The organism is Serratia sp. AXJ-M, assembly GCF_046531865.1.
In the GTDB taxonomy this organism is placed as follows: Bacteria; Pseudomonadota; Gammaproteobacteria; order Enterobacterales; family Enterobacteriaceae; genus Serratia; species Serratia liquefaciens.
The window spans coordinates 297,347-314,124 of record NZ_CP059394.1; the positions used below are offsets into that span (position 1 = coordinate 297,347).

15 protein-coding genes and 1 riboswitch are annotated in these 16,778 nt (G+C 53.9%); of the genes, 6 read left to right on the plus strand and 9 right to left on the minus strand.

What is annotated here, in order from left to right; translation table 11 throughout:
* Positions 1-100 precede the first annotated feature (100 nt).
* From rpoC to H0S68_RS01380, 4 genes are all read left to right on the plus strand, one after another.
* Entirely contained in the window at positions 101-4,321 is a 4,221-nt protein-coding gene (gene rpoC, locus H0S68_RS01365) for a DNA-directed RNA polymerase subunit beta' (RefSeq protein WP_020828743.1), read from the plus strand.
* 171 nt (positions 4,322-4,492) lie between these two features.
* The gene (locus H0S68_RS01370; protein WP_020828742.1) at positions 4,493-4,939 is read left to right on the plus strand and encodes a GNAT family N-acetyltransferase; all 447 of its coding nucleotides are present in this window, start codon (positions 4,493-4,495) and stop codon (positions 4,937-4,939) included.
* Positions 4,939-5,403, plus strand: coding sequence for an oxidoreductase (locus H0S68_RS01375; RefSeq protein ID WP_410529105.1), 465 nt, complete (start codon positions 4,939-4,941; stop codon positions 5,401-5,403). The genes H0S68_RS01370 and H0S68_RS01375 overlap by 1 nt, the downstream gene beginning before the upstream one ends.
* 1 nt (position 5,404) lies before the next feature.
* Positions 5,405-6,697: a sensor histidine kinase gene (locus H0S68_RS01380; protein WP_020828740.1), complete on the plus strand. Its 1,293-nt coding sequence runs from the start codon at positions 5,405-5,407 to the stop codon at positions 6,695-6,697.
* Here H0S68_RS01380 and H0S68_RS01385 read toward each other — a convergent pair.
* The 9 genes from H0S68_RS01385 to H0S68_RS01425 form a co-directional block, all read right to left on the minus strand.
* Positions 6,665-7,408: a helix-turn-helix domain-containing protein gene (locus H0S68_RS01385; RefSeq protein ID WP_258090781.1), complete on the minus strand. Its 744-nt coding sequence runs from the start codon at positions 7,406-7,408 to the stop codon at positions 6,665-6,667. The two genes, H0S68_RS01380 and H0S68_RS01385, sit on opposite strands and share 33 nt — an antisense overlap.
* Before the next feature lie 395 nt (positions 7,409-7,803).
* Entirely contained in the window at positions 7,804-8,277 is a 474-nt protein-coding gene (locus tag H0S68_RS01390; RefSeq protein WP_230090449.1) for an acyl-CoA thioesterase, read from the minus strand.
* Between the two features lie 303 nt (positions 8,278-8,580).
* On the minus strand, positions 8,581-9,714 hold the full coding sequence (gene thiH, locus H0S68_RS01395) for a 2-iminoacetate synthase ThiH (protein WP_410529106.1): 1,134 nt from the start codon (positions 9,712-9,714) through the stop codon (positions 8,581-8,583).
* A complete protein-coding gene (locus H0S68_RS01400) occupies positions 9,714-10,493 on the minus strand; it encodes a thiazole synthase (protein WP_130016993.1) in 780 nt (259 codons plus the stop codon). Before H0S68_RS01400 ends, thiH begins: the two co-directional genes overlap by 1 nt.
* Position 10,494: 1 nt before the next feature.
* Positions 10,495-10,695, minus strand: coding sequence for a sulfur carrier protein ThiS (thiS, locus tag H0S68_RS01405; protein WP_201895828.1), 201 nt, complete (start codon positions 10,693-10,695; stop codon positions 10,495-10,497).
* Entirely contained in the window at positions 10,692-11,441 is a 750-nt protein-coding gene (locus H0S68_RS01410) for a HesA/MoeB/ThiF family protein (protein ID WP_410529107.1), read from the minus strand. Before H0S68_RS01410 ends, thiS begins: the two co-directional genes overlap by 4 nt.
* Positions 11,442-11,445: 4 nt before the next feature.
* Entirely contained in the window at positions 11,446-12,084 is a 639-nt protein-coding gene (gene thiE, locus H0S68_RS01415) for a thiamine phosphate synthase (RefSeq protein WP_187962151.1), read from the minus strand.
* Positions 12,077-14,020, minus strand: coding sequence for a phosphomethylpyrimidine synthase ThiC (gene thiC, locus H0S68_RS01420; RefSeq protein ID WP_020828732.1), 1,944 nt, complete (start codon positions 14,018-14,020; stop codon positions 12,077-12,079). Before thiC ends, thiE begins: the two co-directional genes overlap by 8 nt.
* 114 nt (positions 14,021-14,134) lie before the next feature.
* Positions 14,135-14,259: riboswitch (TPP riboswitch) on the minus strand.
* A gap of 38 nt (positions 14,260-14,297) precedes the next feature.
* The gene (locus H0S68_RS01425; RefSeq protein WP_020828731.1) at positions 14,298-14,801 is read right to left on the minus strand and encodes an Rsd/AlgQ family anti-sigma factor; all 504 of its coding nucleotides are present in this window, start codon (positions 14,799-14,801) and stop codon (positions 14,298-14,300) included.
* A gap of 99 nt (positions 14,802-14,900) precedes the next feature.
* Here H0S68_RS01425 and nudC point away from each other — a divergent pair, with 99 nt between their 5' ends.
* Positions 14,901-15,668 carry an NAD(+) diphosphatase gene (gene nudC, locus H0S68_RS01430; protein ID WP_020828730.1) on the plus strand — a complete coding sequence of 256 codons (768 nt, stop codon included), beginning with the start codon at positions 14,901-14,903 and terminating at the stop codon, positions 15,666-15,668.
* A 40-nt stretch (positions 15,669-15,708) separates the two neighbouring features.
* Positions 15,709-16,773 carry a uroporphyrinogen decarboxylase gene (gene hemE, locus H0S68_RS01435; RefSeq protein ID WP_176984653.1) on the plus strand — a complete coding sequence of 355 codons (1,065 nt, stop codon included), beginning with the start codon at positions 15,709-15,711 and terminating at the stop codon, positions 16,771-16,773.
* The last annotated feature ends 5 nt before the right edge of the window (positions 16,774-16,778 follow it).

A 16,778-nucleotide genomic window follows, 5' to 3' on the forward strand; every position in this document is an offset into this window, starting at 1 on the left:
CTCCCGGCCTTAGGGAGCCTGAGGGTGGTTGTTCAGGTCACACGGGTGCGCGATTTGTCAGCGTGCACCCAACAGGTTTAACTCCGACAGGAGCCAATCCGTGAAAGACTTATTGAAGTTTCTGAAAGCGCAAACTAAGACCGAAGAGTTTGATGCGATCAAGATTGCTCTGGCATCGCCAGACATGATCCGTTCGTGGTCGTTCGGTGAAGTTAAAAAGCCGGAAACCATTAACTACCGTACGTTCAAACCAGAACGTGACGGCCTTTTCTGCGCCCGTATCTTCGGGCCGGTAAAAGACTACGAGTGCCTGTGCGGTAAGTACAAGCGCTTAAAACACCGCGGCGTGATCTGTGAGAAGTGCGGCGTTGAAGTGACCCAGACCAAAGTACGCCGTGAGCGTATGGGCCACATCGAGCTGGCTTCACCGACTGCGCACATCTGGTTCCTGAAATCGCTGCCTTCGCGCATCGGTTTGCTGCTGGATATGCCGCTGCGTGACATCGAACGTGTACTGTACTTCGAATCCTATGTGGTTGTTGAAGGCGGTATGACTAACCTCGAGCGTCGTCAGATCCTGACTGAAGAGCAGTATCTGGATGCGCTGGAAGAGTTCGGTGACGAATTCGACGCCAAGATGGGTGCGGAAGCTATTCAGGCCCTGTTGAAAAACATGGATCTGGAAGCCGAGTGCGAGCAGCTGCGTGAAGAGCTGAACGAAACCAACTCCGAAACCAAGCGTAAGAAGCTGACCAAGCGTATCAAGCTGCTGGAAGCGTTCGTGCAGTCTGGCAACAAGCCAGAGTGGATGATCCTGACCGTGCTGCCGGTACTGCCGCCGGATCTGCGTCCGCTGGTTCCGTTGGATGGGGGTCGTTTCGCGACTTCAGATCTGAACGATCTGTATCGCCGCGTGATCAACCGTAACAACCGTCTGAAACGCCTGCTGGATCTGGCTGCGCCTGACATCATCGTGCGCAACGAAAAGCGTATGCTGCAAGAAGCGGTAGATGCCCTGCTGGATAACGGCCGTCGCGGTCGTGCCATCACCGGTTCGAACAAACGTCCTCTGAAATCTTTGGCCGATATGATCAAAGGTAAACAGGGTCGTTTCCGTCAGAACCTGTTGGGTAAACGTGTTGACTACTCTGGTCGTTCTGTAATCACCGTAGGTCCATACCTGCGTCTGCATCAGTGCGGTCTGCCTAAGAAAATGGCACTGGAGCTGTTCAAACCGTTCATCTACGGCAAATTGGAGCTGCGTGGCCTGGCCACCACCATCAAAGCCGCCAAGAAAATGGTTGAGCGCGAAGAAGCTGTCGTTTGGGATATCCTGGACGAAGTTATCCGCGAACACCCGGTACTGCTGAACCGTGCACCAACCCTGCACCGTTTGGGTATCCAGGCGTTTGAACCTGTTCTGATCGAAGGCAAGGCAATCCAGCTGCACCCGCTGGTTTGTGCGGCATACAACGCCGACTTCGATGGTGACCAGATGGCTGTTCACGTACCGTTGACGCTGGAAGCTCAGCTGGAAGCGCGTGCGTTGATGATGTCTACCAACAACATCCTGTCACCTGCGAACGGCGAGCCAATCATCGTTCCTTCTCAGGACGTTGTATTGGGTCTGTACTACATGACCCGTGACTGTGTTAACGCCAAAGGCGAAGGCATGGTGCTGAGCGGCCCGAAAGAAGCGGAGCGTATTTACCGCGCCGGTCTGGCTTCTCTGCATGCGCGTGTCAAAGTGCGTATCACCGAAGAGATCAAAAACACCGAAGGCGAGTCTGTACACCAGACTTCGATCATCGACACTACCGTTGGTCGCGCCATCCTGTGGATGATCGTGCCGCGCGGTCTGCCGTACTCGATCGTTAACCAGCCTTTGGGCAAGAAAGCTATCTCCAAGATGCTGAACACCTGTTACCGCATCCTGGGCCTGAAGCCGACCGTTATCTTTGCTGACCAGATCATGTACACCGGTTTTGCTTACGCAGCCCGTTCAGGCGCTTCCGTAGGTATCGACGACATGGTTATCCCGGCCAAGAAAGCGGAGATCATCGAAGAAGCGGAAACCGAAGTTGCCGAGATCCAGGAGCAGTTCCAATCTGGTCTGGTTACCGCCGGCGAACGCTACAACAAAGTGATCGATATCTGGGCTGCGGCAAACGAACGTGTTGCTAAAGCGATGATGGAAAACCTGTCGGTTGAAGACGTGGTTAACCGTGACGGCGTTGTGGAACAACAAGTTTCCTTCAACAGCATCTTTATGATGGCCGACTCCGGTGCGCGTGGTTCCGCCGCTCAGATTCGTCAGCTGGCCGGTATGCGTGGTCTGATGGCGAAGCCGGACGGCTCCATCATCGAAACGCCAATCACCGCGAACTTCCGTGAAGGTCTGAACGTACTCCAGTACTTCATCTCCACGCACGGTGCTCGTAAAGGTCTGGCGGATACCGCACTGAAAACGGCTAACTCCGGTTATCTGACCCGTCGTCTGGTTGACGTGGCGCAGGACTTGGTAGTTACCGAAGACGACTGTGGTACTCACAACGGCATCATGATGACTCCGGTTATCGAAGGTGGTGACGTTAAAGAGCCACTGCGCGAACGCGTTCTGGGTCGTGTGACAGCAGAAGATGTTATCAAGCCGGGTACGGCTGACATCCTGGTGCCACGCAACACCCTGCTGAACGAGAAGACCTGTGACCTGTTGGAAGAGAACTCTGTCGACAGCGTTAAAGTCCGTTCCGTAGTGAGCTGTGAAACCGACTTTGGTGTGTGTGCAAACTGCTATGGTCGCGACCTGGCACGTGGTCACATCATCAACAAAGGCGAAGCTATCGGCGTTATCGCGGCACAGTCAATCGGTGAGCCGGGTACACAGCTGACGATGCGTACGTTCCACATCGGTGGTGCGGCATCTCGTGCGGCTGCTGAATCCAGCATCCAGGTGAAAAACAAGGGTAGCCTGAAGCTGAGCAATGTGAAGTTCGTCATGAACGCCGCAGGCAAGCTGGTGATTACCTCTCGTAACACCGAACTGAAGCTGATCGACGAATTCGGCCGTACCAAAGAAAGCTACAAAGTGCCTTATGGTGCCGTGATGGGCAAAGGTGACGGTGCAGAAGTTAACGGCGGCGAAACCGTTGCTAACTGGGATCCGCACACCATGCCAGTTATCACCGAAGTGAGTGGTTTCATCCGCTTCGCTGATATGGTTGACGGCCAGACCATTACACGCCAGACCGACGAACTGACCGGTTTGTCTTCTCTGGTTGTACTGGACAGCGCAGAGCGTACCGGTAGCGGTAAAGACCTGCGTCCGGCACTGAAAATCGTTGATGCCAAAGGCGACGACGTGTTGATCCCAGGTACTGATATGCCTGCTCAATACTTCCTGCCAGGTAAAGCGATTGTGCAGCTGGAAGACGGCATTCAGATCGGTGCGGGTGATACTCTGGCGCGTATTCCTCAGGAATCCGGCGGTACCAAGGATATTACCGGTGGTCTGCCACGCGTTGCGGATCTGTTCGAAGCACGTCGTCCGAAAGAGCCTGCAATCCTGGCTGAAATCAGCGGGATTATCTCGTTCGGTAAAGAGACCAAAGGCAAACGTCGCCTGGTCATCTCTCCACTGGACGGCAGCGACGCTTACGAAGAGATGATTCCAAAATGGCGTCAGCTCAACGTGTTTGAAGGCGAAGTTGTGGAGCGCGGTGACGTTGTTTCTGACGGCCCAGAATCTCCGCACGACATTCTGCGTCTGCGTGGTGTGCATGCGGTTACCCGCTACATCACCAACGAAGTGCAGGAAGTTTACCGTCTGCAAGGCGTTAAGATTAACGATAAACACATTGAAGTTATCGTTCGTCAGATGCTGCGTAAAGGCACCATCGTCAGCGCAGGTGGCACCGAGTTCCTGGAAGGCGAGCAGGCTGAAGTGTCACGCGTTAAGATTGCCAACCGTCAGCTTGCTGCTGAAGGCAAAATCGAGGCAACCTTCTCACGCGATCTGCTGGGTATCACCAAGGCTTCCTTGGCGACCGAGTCCTTCATCTCCGCAGCATCGTTCCAGGAAACGACGCGTGTTCTGACCGAAGCGGCTGTTGCCGGTAAGCGTGATGAACTGCGTGGCCTGAAAGAGAACGTCATCGTGGGCCGTCTGATCCCAGCCGGTACCGGTTACGCTTATCATCAGGACCGTATGCGCCGTAAAGCACAGGGTGAAGTGCCAGTTGTTCCGCAGGTGAGCGCGGAAGAAGCAACGGCTAACCTGGCTGAACTGCTGAATGCAGGCTTGGGCGGCAACAACGATTAATCGTTGAATGCACTCGGGATCCGGCTTGCCGGTTCCTTGCCAGATAAACCGCTCCTCCGGGGGCGGTTTTTTTTTGCCCGCTCCGGCAGGGGGAATCTTTGCTACTATGAATAAACCCGAAATAATGGCTAAAATCACCTGCGTGCTATTACAACCAAGGATTGTACAGATATGGACAGCCTGATCACCTTCGAGAAACTTACGGCAAAACACCTGCCTTACCTGTATGAAATTAGATTCTCCGTCGAAGAGAACCCGCTTCACCCTCACCAGATCCAATATCTTCATAGGACCCAGGCACTGGATGATATTAACCAGGGTGGTGGTTGGATTTGCAAATGCGGTGATGATTACGCCGGCGTAGGTTTCGGGCTCTTTATTCCTGAACCCTTGATCGGTGGGCTGTTTGTTAAACCGGAATACCAGTCGAAGGGGATAGGTTCTGCCTTACTGAATGCAGTAACGGCATGGTTATTCGAAAATGGCGCTCAAGAGATCCATCTCACTACCGATCCGGGATCGAAGGCTGAAGCGTTTTATCAGCGGCGCGGGTGGGTTGCCATTGGCAAGGATGAGTTTGGTCAGGCGGAGCTGGTTAAACGTAAAGGTGATAAGTAATGAAAATCAAAGGATTGATAGCATTATTTCTGATGTCTCTGTTTAGCGCTCCACTCTGTGCTGGCGTTGATTATTTTTATCTTAAAAAGAGCGATGGCGAGAAGGTTAAGATTACGCTAAAGGCATTAGAGGCGATGCCATCTTCTTCGATTAAAACCTCTACCAATTTCACTCCTGAGGCCGTTTTTACCGGCGTTGAGTTTAGCGTGCTGACAAAGGAATATGGCCTGACGGGAAGTAAGGTTCGCGCTTTTGCCTGGGATGATTATTCATATTCAATGCCCGTTGCTGAGTTGGCTAAATACAAGGCTATTATCGCCTATAAGAAAAATGGCGAGCTTATGGACGTCGCACAGTTAGGGCCTTTTGCGATTATCTATCCTCGTGATAGCCACCCAGAGTTGAACAATATTGATGTGAACGCAAAAACCGTTTGGCAGATAAAGATGCTAGAGGTTAAGTGAAATGAGCAAAAAATTTATCGGGACGCTTGTCGCTCTGGTTGCAGTGTTGGTGCTCTTAGTTTTACTGATTGCCACAAATTTCGGCAATGTGAAAGAGCGATACAAGCAGATTGAGCCCAATCTCGATAATTACTCCGTTGCTGAAATCCTCTTTTTGTCATTTGAAAGGACAAAAACCGCATTGCTGCTGGGCGATGAGGATAACTACGACGCTTTTATGCTCAAAAAGAAAATATTTGCATCAAAAATTGCCATTCTTGAGGGGCGCTCGACGTTCAGCGATGCTTTTTATTATGATGAAGAATTTATAAAAACCATTGCGGTTTTGAAGCAGCAGTATGCTGAGCTGGATCAACTTAGCGTTGAGTTGTTAAATGGCACCAAAACCAGAGCAGATATACTCTCCTTTATGGACGAGATGGAAATTACCCTGGTCGATATTCAAGAGATAATCTACAAAATACAGATAAGGAATTTCACCGAGGTTAAAGACATCATCAAAGATAATTCAGGTAAAGCCGAGCTGTTTGCTATTATTTCACTGGTGCTGATTTTCTTGATGATGTTCCTGATTTTGAAGCATGCGTTTTCACTGAAGGAGATAGTTAAGAATAAGAATATCTTTATTTCTTCCATTTACCATGAGATAGCCGGCTCAACGCAGGCCATCGTGATTGCGGCAGACATCATGGAGCATGAGTTGGTGCAGGATGAGTTAAAAAAAGAGGCCAGGCTCATCTCGCATCACGGCAATAAAATTGCAGAGCAAACGCGTGAGGTCATGGATTACTCACGGCTTGAAATGGGGGAAGTAAAGGTCAATGATTCTCTGTTTTCACTCAATGAGGTGGTTGACGATGCTGTTGCTGCGGTGGGTGGGGACGGTCGCAATAAATTTATTGTCCGGTATTCGTCTTATTCAGGGGAAGTTCATTCCGATAAATACAAGTTATATCGAATAATCGTCAATCTGTTGGGTAATGCCGATAAATATACCCATTGCGGCTTGGTAATTCTGAATGTGAAGGTTTGTCACGGTCGTCTTTATCTTCTGGTGAAAGATAACGGTATCGGCTTTAACGTGAAAAATATTAACAGATTATATAAAGCATTTAATCAGGGGGTGGAAAGAGAGACGCGCCAGGGGCTGGGCTTGGGCCTGACCATTATAAAGAACTATGTGACCAGGATGAAGGGCACCCTCAGAGTAAAATCTGTTGAAGGTAAAGGCTCGTCATTCCTCATTTGCTTGCCAATAAAATCAGTTGAAAAACAAATGGGAAAGCAACAGTGAAGAAATAATCAGCGGCTTGGCTGGTTTCTCAATCAAATGTACGTCGTAGTTTAATATCATATCGCCGATGTTTTTCTCATAGTGGTGTAACTGGCCTGTCAGGATGATGATTTGTGCATGGGTATCCACTCGGTCTTTTATCTTTTCTACGACCTTTTCTGATGTCTCGCCAAAGTCTAACAGCCAATCAAGGATAAAGGCCTCGTAGGTATGTTGCTCCAGGCTGTCGATGATCGCCTTAGCGGTTGGAAAAGTCTCTGTTTCGATACCGTAGCGGGTGGTGATTTTTTTTAGCAACTCCAGGATGTCTTGGTCATTGTCGAGGATGGCAATTCTGGGTGCCGGAAGAAAGTCTATTTTCCTGACCTTATACAGCTCTGCGCCTGCGCTTTTATCTCTGCCGGTGTTAATAATAAAAAGATCGTCTTTTCTGAACGCATAGGTTTCCCCGTCCTCAATGCTGTCTACCGGCTTGTCATCAACCTCGATATTGCACCGTTTATGTATGCTGTTCATGATAAACACGCAGTTGTGGGCTCTGCGTCCTTCAAACGATTCATTGAAGTATTGAAATACTCTTTTTATCTCGTCGAGAGTGATGCCTCTTTTACCGTCCAGCTTCTGCTTGGCGCTGTTATATTGAAGGTTCAGAATGCTTGCCATGGTTGATGCGTGCTTTCTGTCACCTACCCCTTTCTGGGCCAGCAACATACTGATTGCCTCTGCGTAATTTGGTGTTTTTTTCATGATCACCTCGATTTTTCTGATGTTGACCACGAGCATTTGCTGTCCCGAGGTTGCCTGCTGGCTCGATTATAGATGAAGTCAGGATGGCTGCGGCGATATCCGTTTGATTTTCATGACTAAACTCAAATTACACTCAATAGCACTCAAAAAAACACTCAAAAGACATTCACATTTTATCGTTGATATGATTAATTAGCTCTTATATGTGCGATTCGCGTTCCTGGGGGGGCTGCCTGTCTCACAGAATAAGCTGCCTGCTCCTGTCTTCAAGCTAGGGGCAGGCAGCAAAAAAAGATACACGGCCGACGCCAGGGCCATTACAGCATCAGGGACTCATCACATCACCGCGGCGCAGGTGGTCACACCTTGCTCGCCTGTTGATATTGCCGCACGCTTTCTGCTACTTCTTCTGGCGCCACTACGCCTTCTTTCCCGACTACGACTGCCTGTGACGTGCCCAGTGCCACAATCCGATCGCCGACACTGAAAGTATGAGTCGCATAAAAGTAACGATCGTCCCAGTGAGTAATGGTCATACTGACTTGATAACGTTGGAAGGGCTGCAGCGCCTTTTTGTAATTCATATTCAGTTGACTGACGATCGGCGACCAACGCCGCTTGAGCATCAGCTTCATTAATCCGGTTCGAATAAACATATCCACCCGATTGAGGTCGCACACCGTCAGGTAGCGGCCATTATTCATGTGCAGATTGATATCGATATCATTTAGCCATACTCGAGTTTGCAGGGTGCTGGTCAGGTCATCCATTGACATGCGCGCTTTCCAGCGTGACGAGATAAAGATCCAAATCAGTCGCAGGTACAGGTTCATGGTTATTATTCCGCCGGGGGTGAGAGGTTAAATGTGGTCCAACCAGTTGGCTTTGTCAAAATCCCCGAACCGCGTTGATGAGTGCGCAAACCGAAAAGGAAGGCCCGGATCGCGCGGGAGGGTATCCGGTACGATCCGGGGGTGGGTAAGGCGGGGCCATTGAGAAGGTAACGGCCCCGGCCGGCGCCGGGTTTGGCGACCGGCAGAGGGACTATAGCCGGTGTGATTTTCGGCACCAGCTTGGTTGATAGACTTTGCGCAGTCTATCTTTGGATTTCTCTGCAATGGTTAATGGATTACAGCTTATTGCGCGCCACGTCCAAGATAGCCGTCCCAGTCTTTCCACACCGGCTGCAAACCGGCATCGCTAATCGCTTGCGCCACCTGTTGCGGCGTACGGCCATCATGCGGTTCGAACTGCTCCAGTTCAGGCGGCACGTCGTCGGCATAGCCACCGGGTTGTGTCTTGGATCCGGCGCTGACGCTGTTGATCGCCACCGGGATCATATGATCGCGGAAGAACGGGGATTCACGCGTCGACAAAGAAAGTTCCACGTCGGGGGCGAACAGCCGGAAAGCACAGATCAACTGCACCAGTTGCGGTTCACTCATGATCGACGCCGGTTCTATACCGCCGGCGCAGGGGCGCAAACGCGGGAACGAGATGGAATAACGGCTCTGCCAATAGGTTTGCTGCAGGTAGAATAAGTGCTCGGCCAGCATATAGCAGTCGGTGCGCCAACTGTTGGAGAGCCCGACCAGAGCGCCGAGACCGATCTTGTCGATCCCGGCGCAGCCCAGGCGATCCGGCGTGGCCAACCGCCAATGAAAGTCCTGTTTCTGCCCACGGAGGTGATGCTGCAGATAGGTGGCGGGATGATAGGTTTCCTGATACACCAACACGCCATCCAGCCCCAGCGTTTTCAGTTCGGCATACTCTTCCTGCGCCAGCGGTTGAACCTCCATCATCAGCGAACTGAAATGGCGGCGGATCGCCGGAATATGCTGGCGAAAGTAATCCATGCCGACCTTGGTTTGGTGTTCACCGGTGACCAGCAGCAGATGCTCAAAACCCAAAGCTTTAATCGCCAGACACTCGCGTTCGATTTCTGCGGCATCCAGGGTTTTGCGCTTGATGCGATTGCTCATTGAAAAACCGCAGTAAGTGCAGTCATTAGCGCATAGATTAGACAGGTATAAGGGCACATAGAAGCTGACCACGTTACCAAAACGTTGGCGAGTCAGTTGCTGTGCACGTTGCGCCAAAGGTTCCAGATAGTGCGCCGCGGCAGGGGAGATCAATGCCATAAAGTCTTCACGCGTCAGCTTGTCCGCATTGAGTGCACGCTCCACATCCCGCGCCGTCTTACTGTTAATGCGCAGCGAGATGTCGTCCCAATCCAACTGCTGCCAGCGGCGGCTGAAATCATCGGCCATCACAACGTCTCCCCGGCCTGGCTGAGAAAAGCCGTCAGCGGGCTGGAAGCCGCCGCACTACGTTGGCTACTGCCCAAACCGGCCTGACGCGCCAGTTCACCGGCTTCCAAGGCCAAACGGAAAGCATGCGCCATCTGTACGGGATCGCGTGCCACGGCGATAGCCGTATTCACCAGCACCGCATCGGCACCCAGTTCCATGGCTTCCAGTGCATGGCTCGGCGCACCGATACCGGCGTCCACCACCACCGGCACTTTGGCCTGTTCGATAATGATCTCCAGAAAGTCGCGGGTGCGCAGCCCCCGGTTGGAACCGATTGGCGATCCGAGTGGCATGACCGCCGCGCAGCCCACTTCTTCCAGCCGTTTGCATAGCACCGGGTCGGCACCGCAGTAAGGCAGCACCACAAAGCCTTCTTTTACCAAGGTTTCCGCCGCTTTCAGGGTTTCGATGGGGTCTGGCAGCAGGTATTTCACATCAGGGTGAATTTCCAGTTTTACCCAGTGAGTGCCGAGTGCCTCACGCGCCAGCCGGGCGGCGAATATCGCTTCGGCAGCGGTTTTGGCACCAGAGGTATTGGGCAGCAGGCGTACGCCCAACTGTTGCAGCGGCGCCAGAATGGCATCATTGCCGCCGTGCAGATCGACGCGTTTCATCGCCATGGTGACCAGCTGCGAACCGGAGGCCTGCAGGGCTTCCAGCATCAGCGCTGGGGTGGCGAACTTGCCGGTGCCGGTAAACAGGCGTGAAGTAAAGGTGGTATCGGCGATTTGTAGCATGTCAGCCTCCGGCGATCGCTTGAAACAACAGGATGTCATCACCGTCCTGCACCTGGTGGTTAGCCCAGTCGGCGCGCGGGATGATGGTTTGGTTGATAGCCAGCGCGGTACCCGGCTGGTGGCGTTGCAGTTGCTCCAGCAAAGTATCGACGCTCAGGGGCTGCGCCAGTTCCAACGGCTGGTCATTAAGCCGGATCTTCATGCTGCCCCTCCGCATACCGCACAGGTGCTGGCCTGGCTGAGTTGCAAGGTGCTCCAACTTTGTTGTTTACCGTCGAACAACCGTAGTTTGCCGTTCAGTGGTGAAGACATACCTGCCAGCATCTTTATCGCTTCCAGGGCTTGCAGCGTACCGATGACGCCGACCACCGGGCCGAGCACGCCAGCGGTGCGGCAATTGCGCTGCGGTTCTGCCTGTTCCGGGTAAAGGCAAGCGTAACAGCCGTGGACATAAGGCGGTTCAATGACCAGCAACTGGCCGCTGAAGCCCACCGCGCTGCCGCTGATAAGCGGCTTGTCGGCGCTGATGCAGGCGGCGTTCAACGCATGGCGGGTTTCCATATTGTCGCTGCAGTCCAAAATGAGATCGGCGCGCTCCACGGCGTGGTGCAAGGTTTCGCCTTGCAGCCGTTGTTCCAGCGCAATGGACTCGACCATCGGGTTCAGTGCCTGTAACTGGCGCTGTGCCAGAGCGGCTTTGCTTTTTTCCACGTCGGGGCTCCGGTACAGGATCTGGCGCTGCAGGTTGGTGACGTGAAGCGTATCGTCATCGGCCAGCAACAGCGTACCGACACCGGCGGCGGCCAGATAGAGCGCTGCAGGGGAGCCTAAGCCACCAAGCCCGACGATCAGCGCCGTCGAACGCTTCAGCTTCTCCTGACCTTCCGGGCCGATATCTTCCAGCAGCAGTTGGCGGCTGTAACGCAGGAACTCTTGATCGTTCAACATGGCGTTACTCCTTGCCTTCGATCAGCTGCAGCAGTTGAGCGGTGGCGGCGCGCCAGTCCGGCGCCTGAGTAATGGCGCTGACCACCGCCACGCTACCTACGCCACAGGCCAACACGTCGGCCACGCGATCGATACTGATCCCGCCGATCGCCACCGTCGGATAGTCACTCAACCCGAGGATATGGCGTTTCAGCTCTGCCAGGCCCTGGGGAGCGGAAGGCATGTCTTTGGTTTGCGTCGGGAAGATATGCCCCAGCGCAATATAAGAAGGCTTCACCGCAATGGCTCGCGCCAGCTCGGCGTCGTCATGGGTGGAAACGCCTAAACGCAATCCGGCGCGGTGAATGGCCGCCAAATCGGTGGTCTCCAGGTCTTCCTGGCCCAGGTGTACGCCATAGGCATCGTGTTTAATCGCCAATTGCCAATAGTCATTAATAAACAGCCGGGCGTTGTACCTTTTACCGAGCGCAATGGCGGCGGCAATATCCTCTTCGACCTGCTCATCCGGCAAATCCTTGATGCGCAGTTGGATGGTGGTAACACCCGCATCCAGCAGGCGAGCAATCCATTCGACACTGTCGACTACCGGGTATAACCCCAGCTTGTGCGGAGTGGCGGGGAAAGGCGTGGTGATATCAGTCATTGCTCAGTTCCTCTTGCAGGTTGCCGGCGCTGTGGTAGAGCTCACTGCCGCGTGAACGGAACTCGGCCGACATTTTTTCCATGCCGGTGAGTTGTACTTCTATCGGTTTGGCGGCTTCCTGCGCAGCGGCATAGTCGCGTACTTCCTGCGAAATTTTCATCGAGCAGAATTTGGGGCCGCACATGGAACAGAAGTGGGCGATTTTGCCGGACTCTTGCGGCAGGGTTTCGTCGTGATAAGCGCGGGCGGTAGCCGGGTCGAGCGCCAGGTTGAACTGATCTTCCCAGCGGAATTCGAAACGCGCCTTGGACATGGCGTTATCGCGGATCTGGGCACCCGGGTGGCCTTTGGCCAAATCGGCGGCGTGGGCGGCAATTTTGTAGGTGATCAGCCCCTGTTTGACGTCTTCTTTGTTCGGCAGCCCGAGGTGCTCCTTCGGCGTGACGTAACACAGCATGGCGCAGCCGAACCAACCGATCATCGCGGCGCCGATGCCGGAGGTGAAGTGGTCATAGCCCGGGGCGATATCGGTGGTTAGCGGGCCAAGGGTGTAGAACGGCGCTTCGTGGCAATGCTCCAACTCTTCGGTCATGTTGCGGCGGATCATTTGCATCGGTACATGACCCGGGCCTTCGATCATCACCTGCACGTCATATTCCCAGGCAATTTTAGTCAGTTCGCCCAGCGTGTGCAGTTCGGCGAACTGCGCTTCATCATTGGCGTCCTGAATTGAGCCGGGGCGCAGGCCATCTCCCAGGGACAGCGAGACGTCATAGGCGGCGCAAATTTCGCAGATTTCGCGGAAGTGCTGGTACAGGAAGTTTTCCTGATGGTGTGACAGACACCATTTAGCCATGATCGAACCGCCGCGCGAGACGATGCCGGTCAGGCGCTTGGCGGTCATCGGTACATAGCGCAACAGTACGCCGGCGTGGATGGTGAAGTAGTCAACGCCTTGCTCTGCCTGCTCAAGTAACGTATCGCGGAACATTTCCCAGGTCAGGTTTTCCGCCACGCCGTTCACTTTTTCCAGCGCCTGATAGATAGGCACCGTTCCGATCGGTACCGGGCTGTTACGCAGGATCCATTCGCGGGTTTCGTGGATATAGCGGCCGGTGGACAGGTCCATCACCGTATCCGCGCCCCAGCGGGTGGACCAGACCAGTTTTTCGACCTCCTCTTCGATGGATGAGGTCACCGCCGAGTTGCCGATGTTGGCGTTAACTTTCACCAGAAAATTGCGACCGATGATCATCGGCTCGGATTCGGGATGGTTGATATTAGCGGGGATGATGGCGCGTCCAGCGGCCACTTCCTGGCGAACGAATTCCGGCGTGATGTTCTCCGGCAGATTGGCGCCCCAACTTTGCCCTGGATGCTGCTGGCGCAGGACATCGCCACGGATACGCTCGCGGCCCATGTTTTCGCGGATGGCGATAAACTCCATCTCAGGGGTGATTACGCCAGCGCGGGCGTAGTGCAACTGGGTGACGCATTTGCCGGGTTGCGCCTTGCGCGGCCGCGGCAGATGTTCAAAACGCAGGTGATCCAGACCTTCATCCGCCAGGCGCTGCTGGGTAAAGCCGGAACTGACGCCATTGAGCAGTTCGGTATCACCGCGTTCAGCTATCCAGCCTGCACGCAGTTTTACCAGGCCGGTATGCACATTAAGTTCAGATTGCGGATCGCCATAAGGACCGGCAGTGTCGTATACCGGAATGGCTTCGTTGGGCTGGTACTGTGGGTTGTCTTTGTCGCCGCCAAGCAGCGTCGGGCTAAGCTGGATTTCACGCATCGGCACCTGCAGATCGTTGCGTGAGCCCTGCAGATAAATCCGGCGTGAATTGGGAAAGGACACGCCCTGAAGGGTATCGATAAACTGCTGGGCTTCTTCGCGTTGCTCTTTACGGGCACGGGGTTTTTTAACGTTAGACATAGCAAGTTCCTACCAGTGTGTTGGGTTGGGAATGTTGCTTGTCTGGAGCTCGGAGGGAGTAATGATGCTGGCCGACAGGGCGGGATTATCCCTGTTGGGATCACCTGCCTGTGGCGATAGATTACTCTTGTTCCCTTCGCGGGTATTAACCCGATCAGGTTCCGCGGATCCCGAATTAACGGTCTCAGCCTGGCCAATTTGATGAACAAATCAGGCGCTAGGCACTCCGACAAGATGCCCCCAGTATAGGAGGGTGAATAAAAAAAACTACAAAATTCTAACGTGCCTGATCCAGCGCTTTATCCGGCATCGTTTGTTGCCAGGCTTCGGTCGCCAGTTGGATCAGCTTATCTTCCAGGGTAAAACGTGCCGCCAGAGTTTCACCGATATCCGACAATGCCTGATGGAGTTCCAGGCACACATCCTGATCGATATCCACTTCGGTATAGCGATCGTGAAATGCCATAATCTGTTCGGTATTTGCCCACAGTTTGGGGTAGATGTTTACCGACAGCGTCATTTTCGGACTGGATGCGCCTTCCACTTGCTTGATAATTCTGTCATAGATATGAAAATGACCGGCGGAAAGGTAATCCACCAGATTATGGCAAAAGTTCTCCAGCGCTTTTTCATTCAGCGGCGTATGCTTTTCTTTATTCGGTTTGATACCCACGAGGGTGCAATAGGCGACCAGCAATTGCTTGCGAGCCTGAAGCCATTGATCAACTAATTCATTACTACCACCAACGCGCTGAGTCAGGCTTTCCAAACGGTTGAGCATGTTTGACTCCGTAAGTAATAAAACGTAACAGTAAGTTATTAAAATGTTACAAGGCCGATTTGTAGAGTGCCAGTGAAGCTGAGGTTGTGCAACAACGATATGGAACTTGCATTAACGGGTAATGAAAATGGCTGGTGGATTGTCAGCCATGAAAGCAAACTTTGGTTACCAAACGGTGAATTGCCGTGTGGTTTGGCGGCGTCATTCTCCCTGCAGGGGCGAATGGCCAGGGCTATTGGTGAATGGGAAGGGCTGCCGGTCTGGCTTGTCCGTCAGGCGATGCCGCAGGACATGGGCTCGGTACGCCAACTGCTTGAGCTCGATCGTGGACTGTTCCAGCTCGCCGGTAGGGGAGTGCAACTGGCCGACTTTTACCGTTCCCATCGCTACTGCGGTTACTGCGGCCATGAGATGCACCTCAGTCGCACGGAGAGTGCCTGTCTGTGCGGCAATTGCCGCGAGCGCTACTACCCGCAAATCGCCCCTTGCGTGATTGTTGCCATTCGACGTGACGACGAGATCCTGCTGGCCCAGCACGTGCGCCATCGCGGTGGAATTCATACTGTCCTGGCCGGTTTTGTTGAGGTCGGCGAAACGCTGGAGCAAGCGGCTGCGCGCGAGGTAATGGAGGAAAGTAATATTGAAATCAAAAACCTGCGCTACGTCACCTCGCAACCCTGGCCATTCCCGCATTCGCTGATGATGGCCTTTATGGCCGATTACCATCGGGGTGAGATCCGTCACGATCCGAAAGAGCTGCTTAACGCCGGCTGGTACCGCTACGATCGGTTGCCGCTTTTGCCGCCGCCCGGCACCGTGGCGCGTCGCCTGATAGAGGACACCGTAGCCTTATGCCGCGAGCAATAACTCGCTACAATAGCGGCAGATGAATAAGGGAGCCCCATAAATGAATGAGTTGAAGAACGATCGTTACCTGCGCGCGCTGCTGCGTCAGCCGGTGGATGTGACCCCCGTATGGATGATGCGTCAGGCCGGTCGTTATTTGCCGGAGTACAAAGCCACCCGTGCCCAGGCCGGTGATTTTATGTCGCTGTGCAAGAACGCGGAACTGGCTTGCGAGGTTACGCTGCAGCCGTTGCGCCGCTTCCCGCTGGATGCGGCCATTCTGTTCTCCGACATCCTCACCATTCCCGATGCTATGGGGCTGGGGCTGTATTTCGAAACCGGCGAAGGCCCGCGTTTCTCCTCGCCGATTACCTGTCGTGCCGACGTGGACAAGTTGCCGGCCTTCGATCCGGAAGTGGAGCTGGGCTATGTGATGAACGCGGTGCGTACTATCCGCCGCGAGCTCAAAGGCGAAGTGCCGCTGATCGGTTTCTCCGGCAGCCCGTGGACCCTGGCGACCTATATGGTGGAAGGCGGCAGCAGCAAGGCCTTCACCAAGCTGAAAAAAATGATGTATGCGGAGCCGGCTACGCTGCACCTGCTGCTGGATAAGCTGGCAGACAGCGTCATTTTGTATCTCAACGCCCAGATCAAAGCCGGCGCGCAGTCGGTGATGGTTTTCGATACCTGGGGCGGCGTGCTGACCGGACGTGACTACCGCGAATTCTCTCTGCATTACATGCATAAGATTGTCGATGGGCTGCTGCGTGAAAACGATGGCCGCCGCGTGCCGGTCACGCTGTTCACCAAAGGCGGTGGCCAGTGGCTGGAGGCTATGGCGGCCACCGGTTGTGACGCGCTGGGTCTTGACTGGACGACCGACATCGCTGACGCGCGCCGTCGCGTAGGGGATAAAGTCGCGCTGCAGGGTAACATGGATCCTTCTATGCTGTATGCGCCACCTGAGCGTATTGCCCAGGAAGTGGAAACTATTTTGGCCGGTTTCGGTCACGGTGAAGGGCATGTTTTCAATCTGGGTCACGGCATTCATTTGGATGTGCCACCAGAAAACGCCGGCGCCTTTGTCGAGGCGGTTCACGCTCAATCGGGCAAATACCATCGCTAAGGACC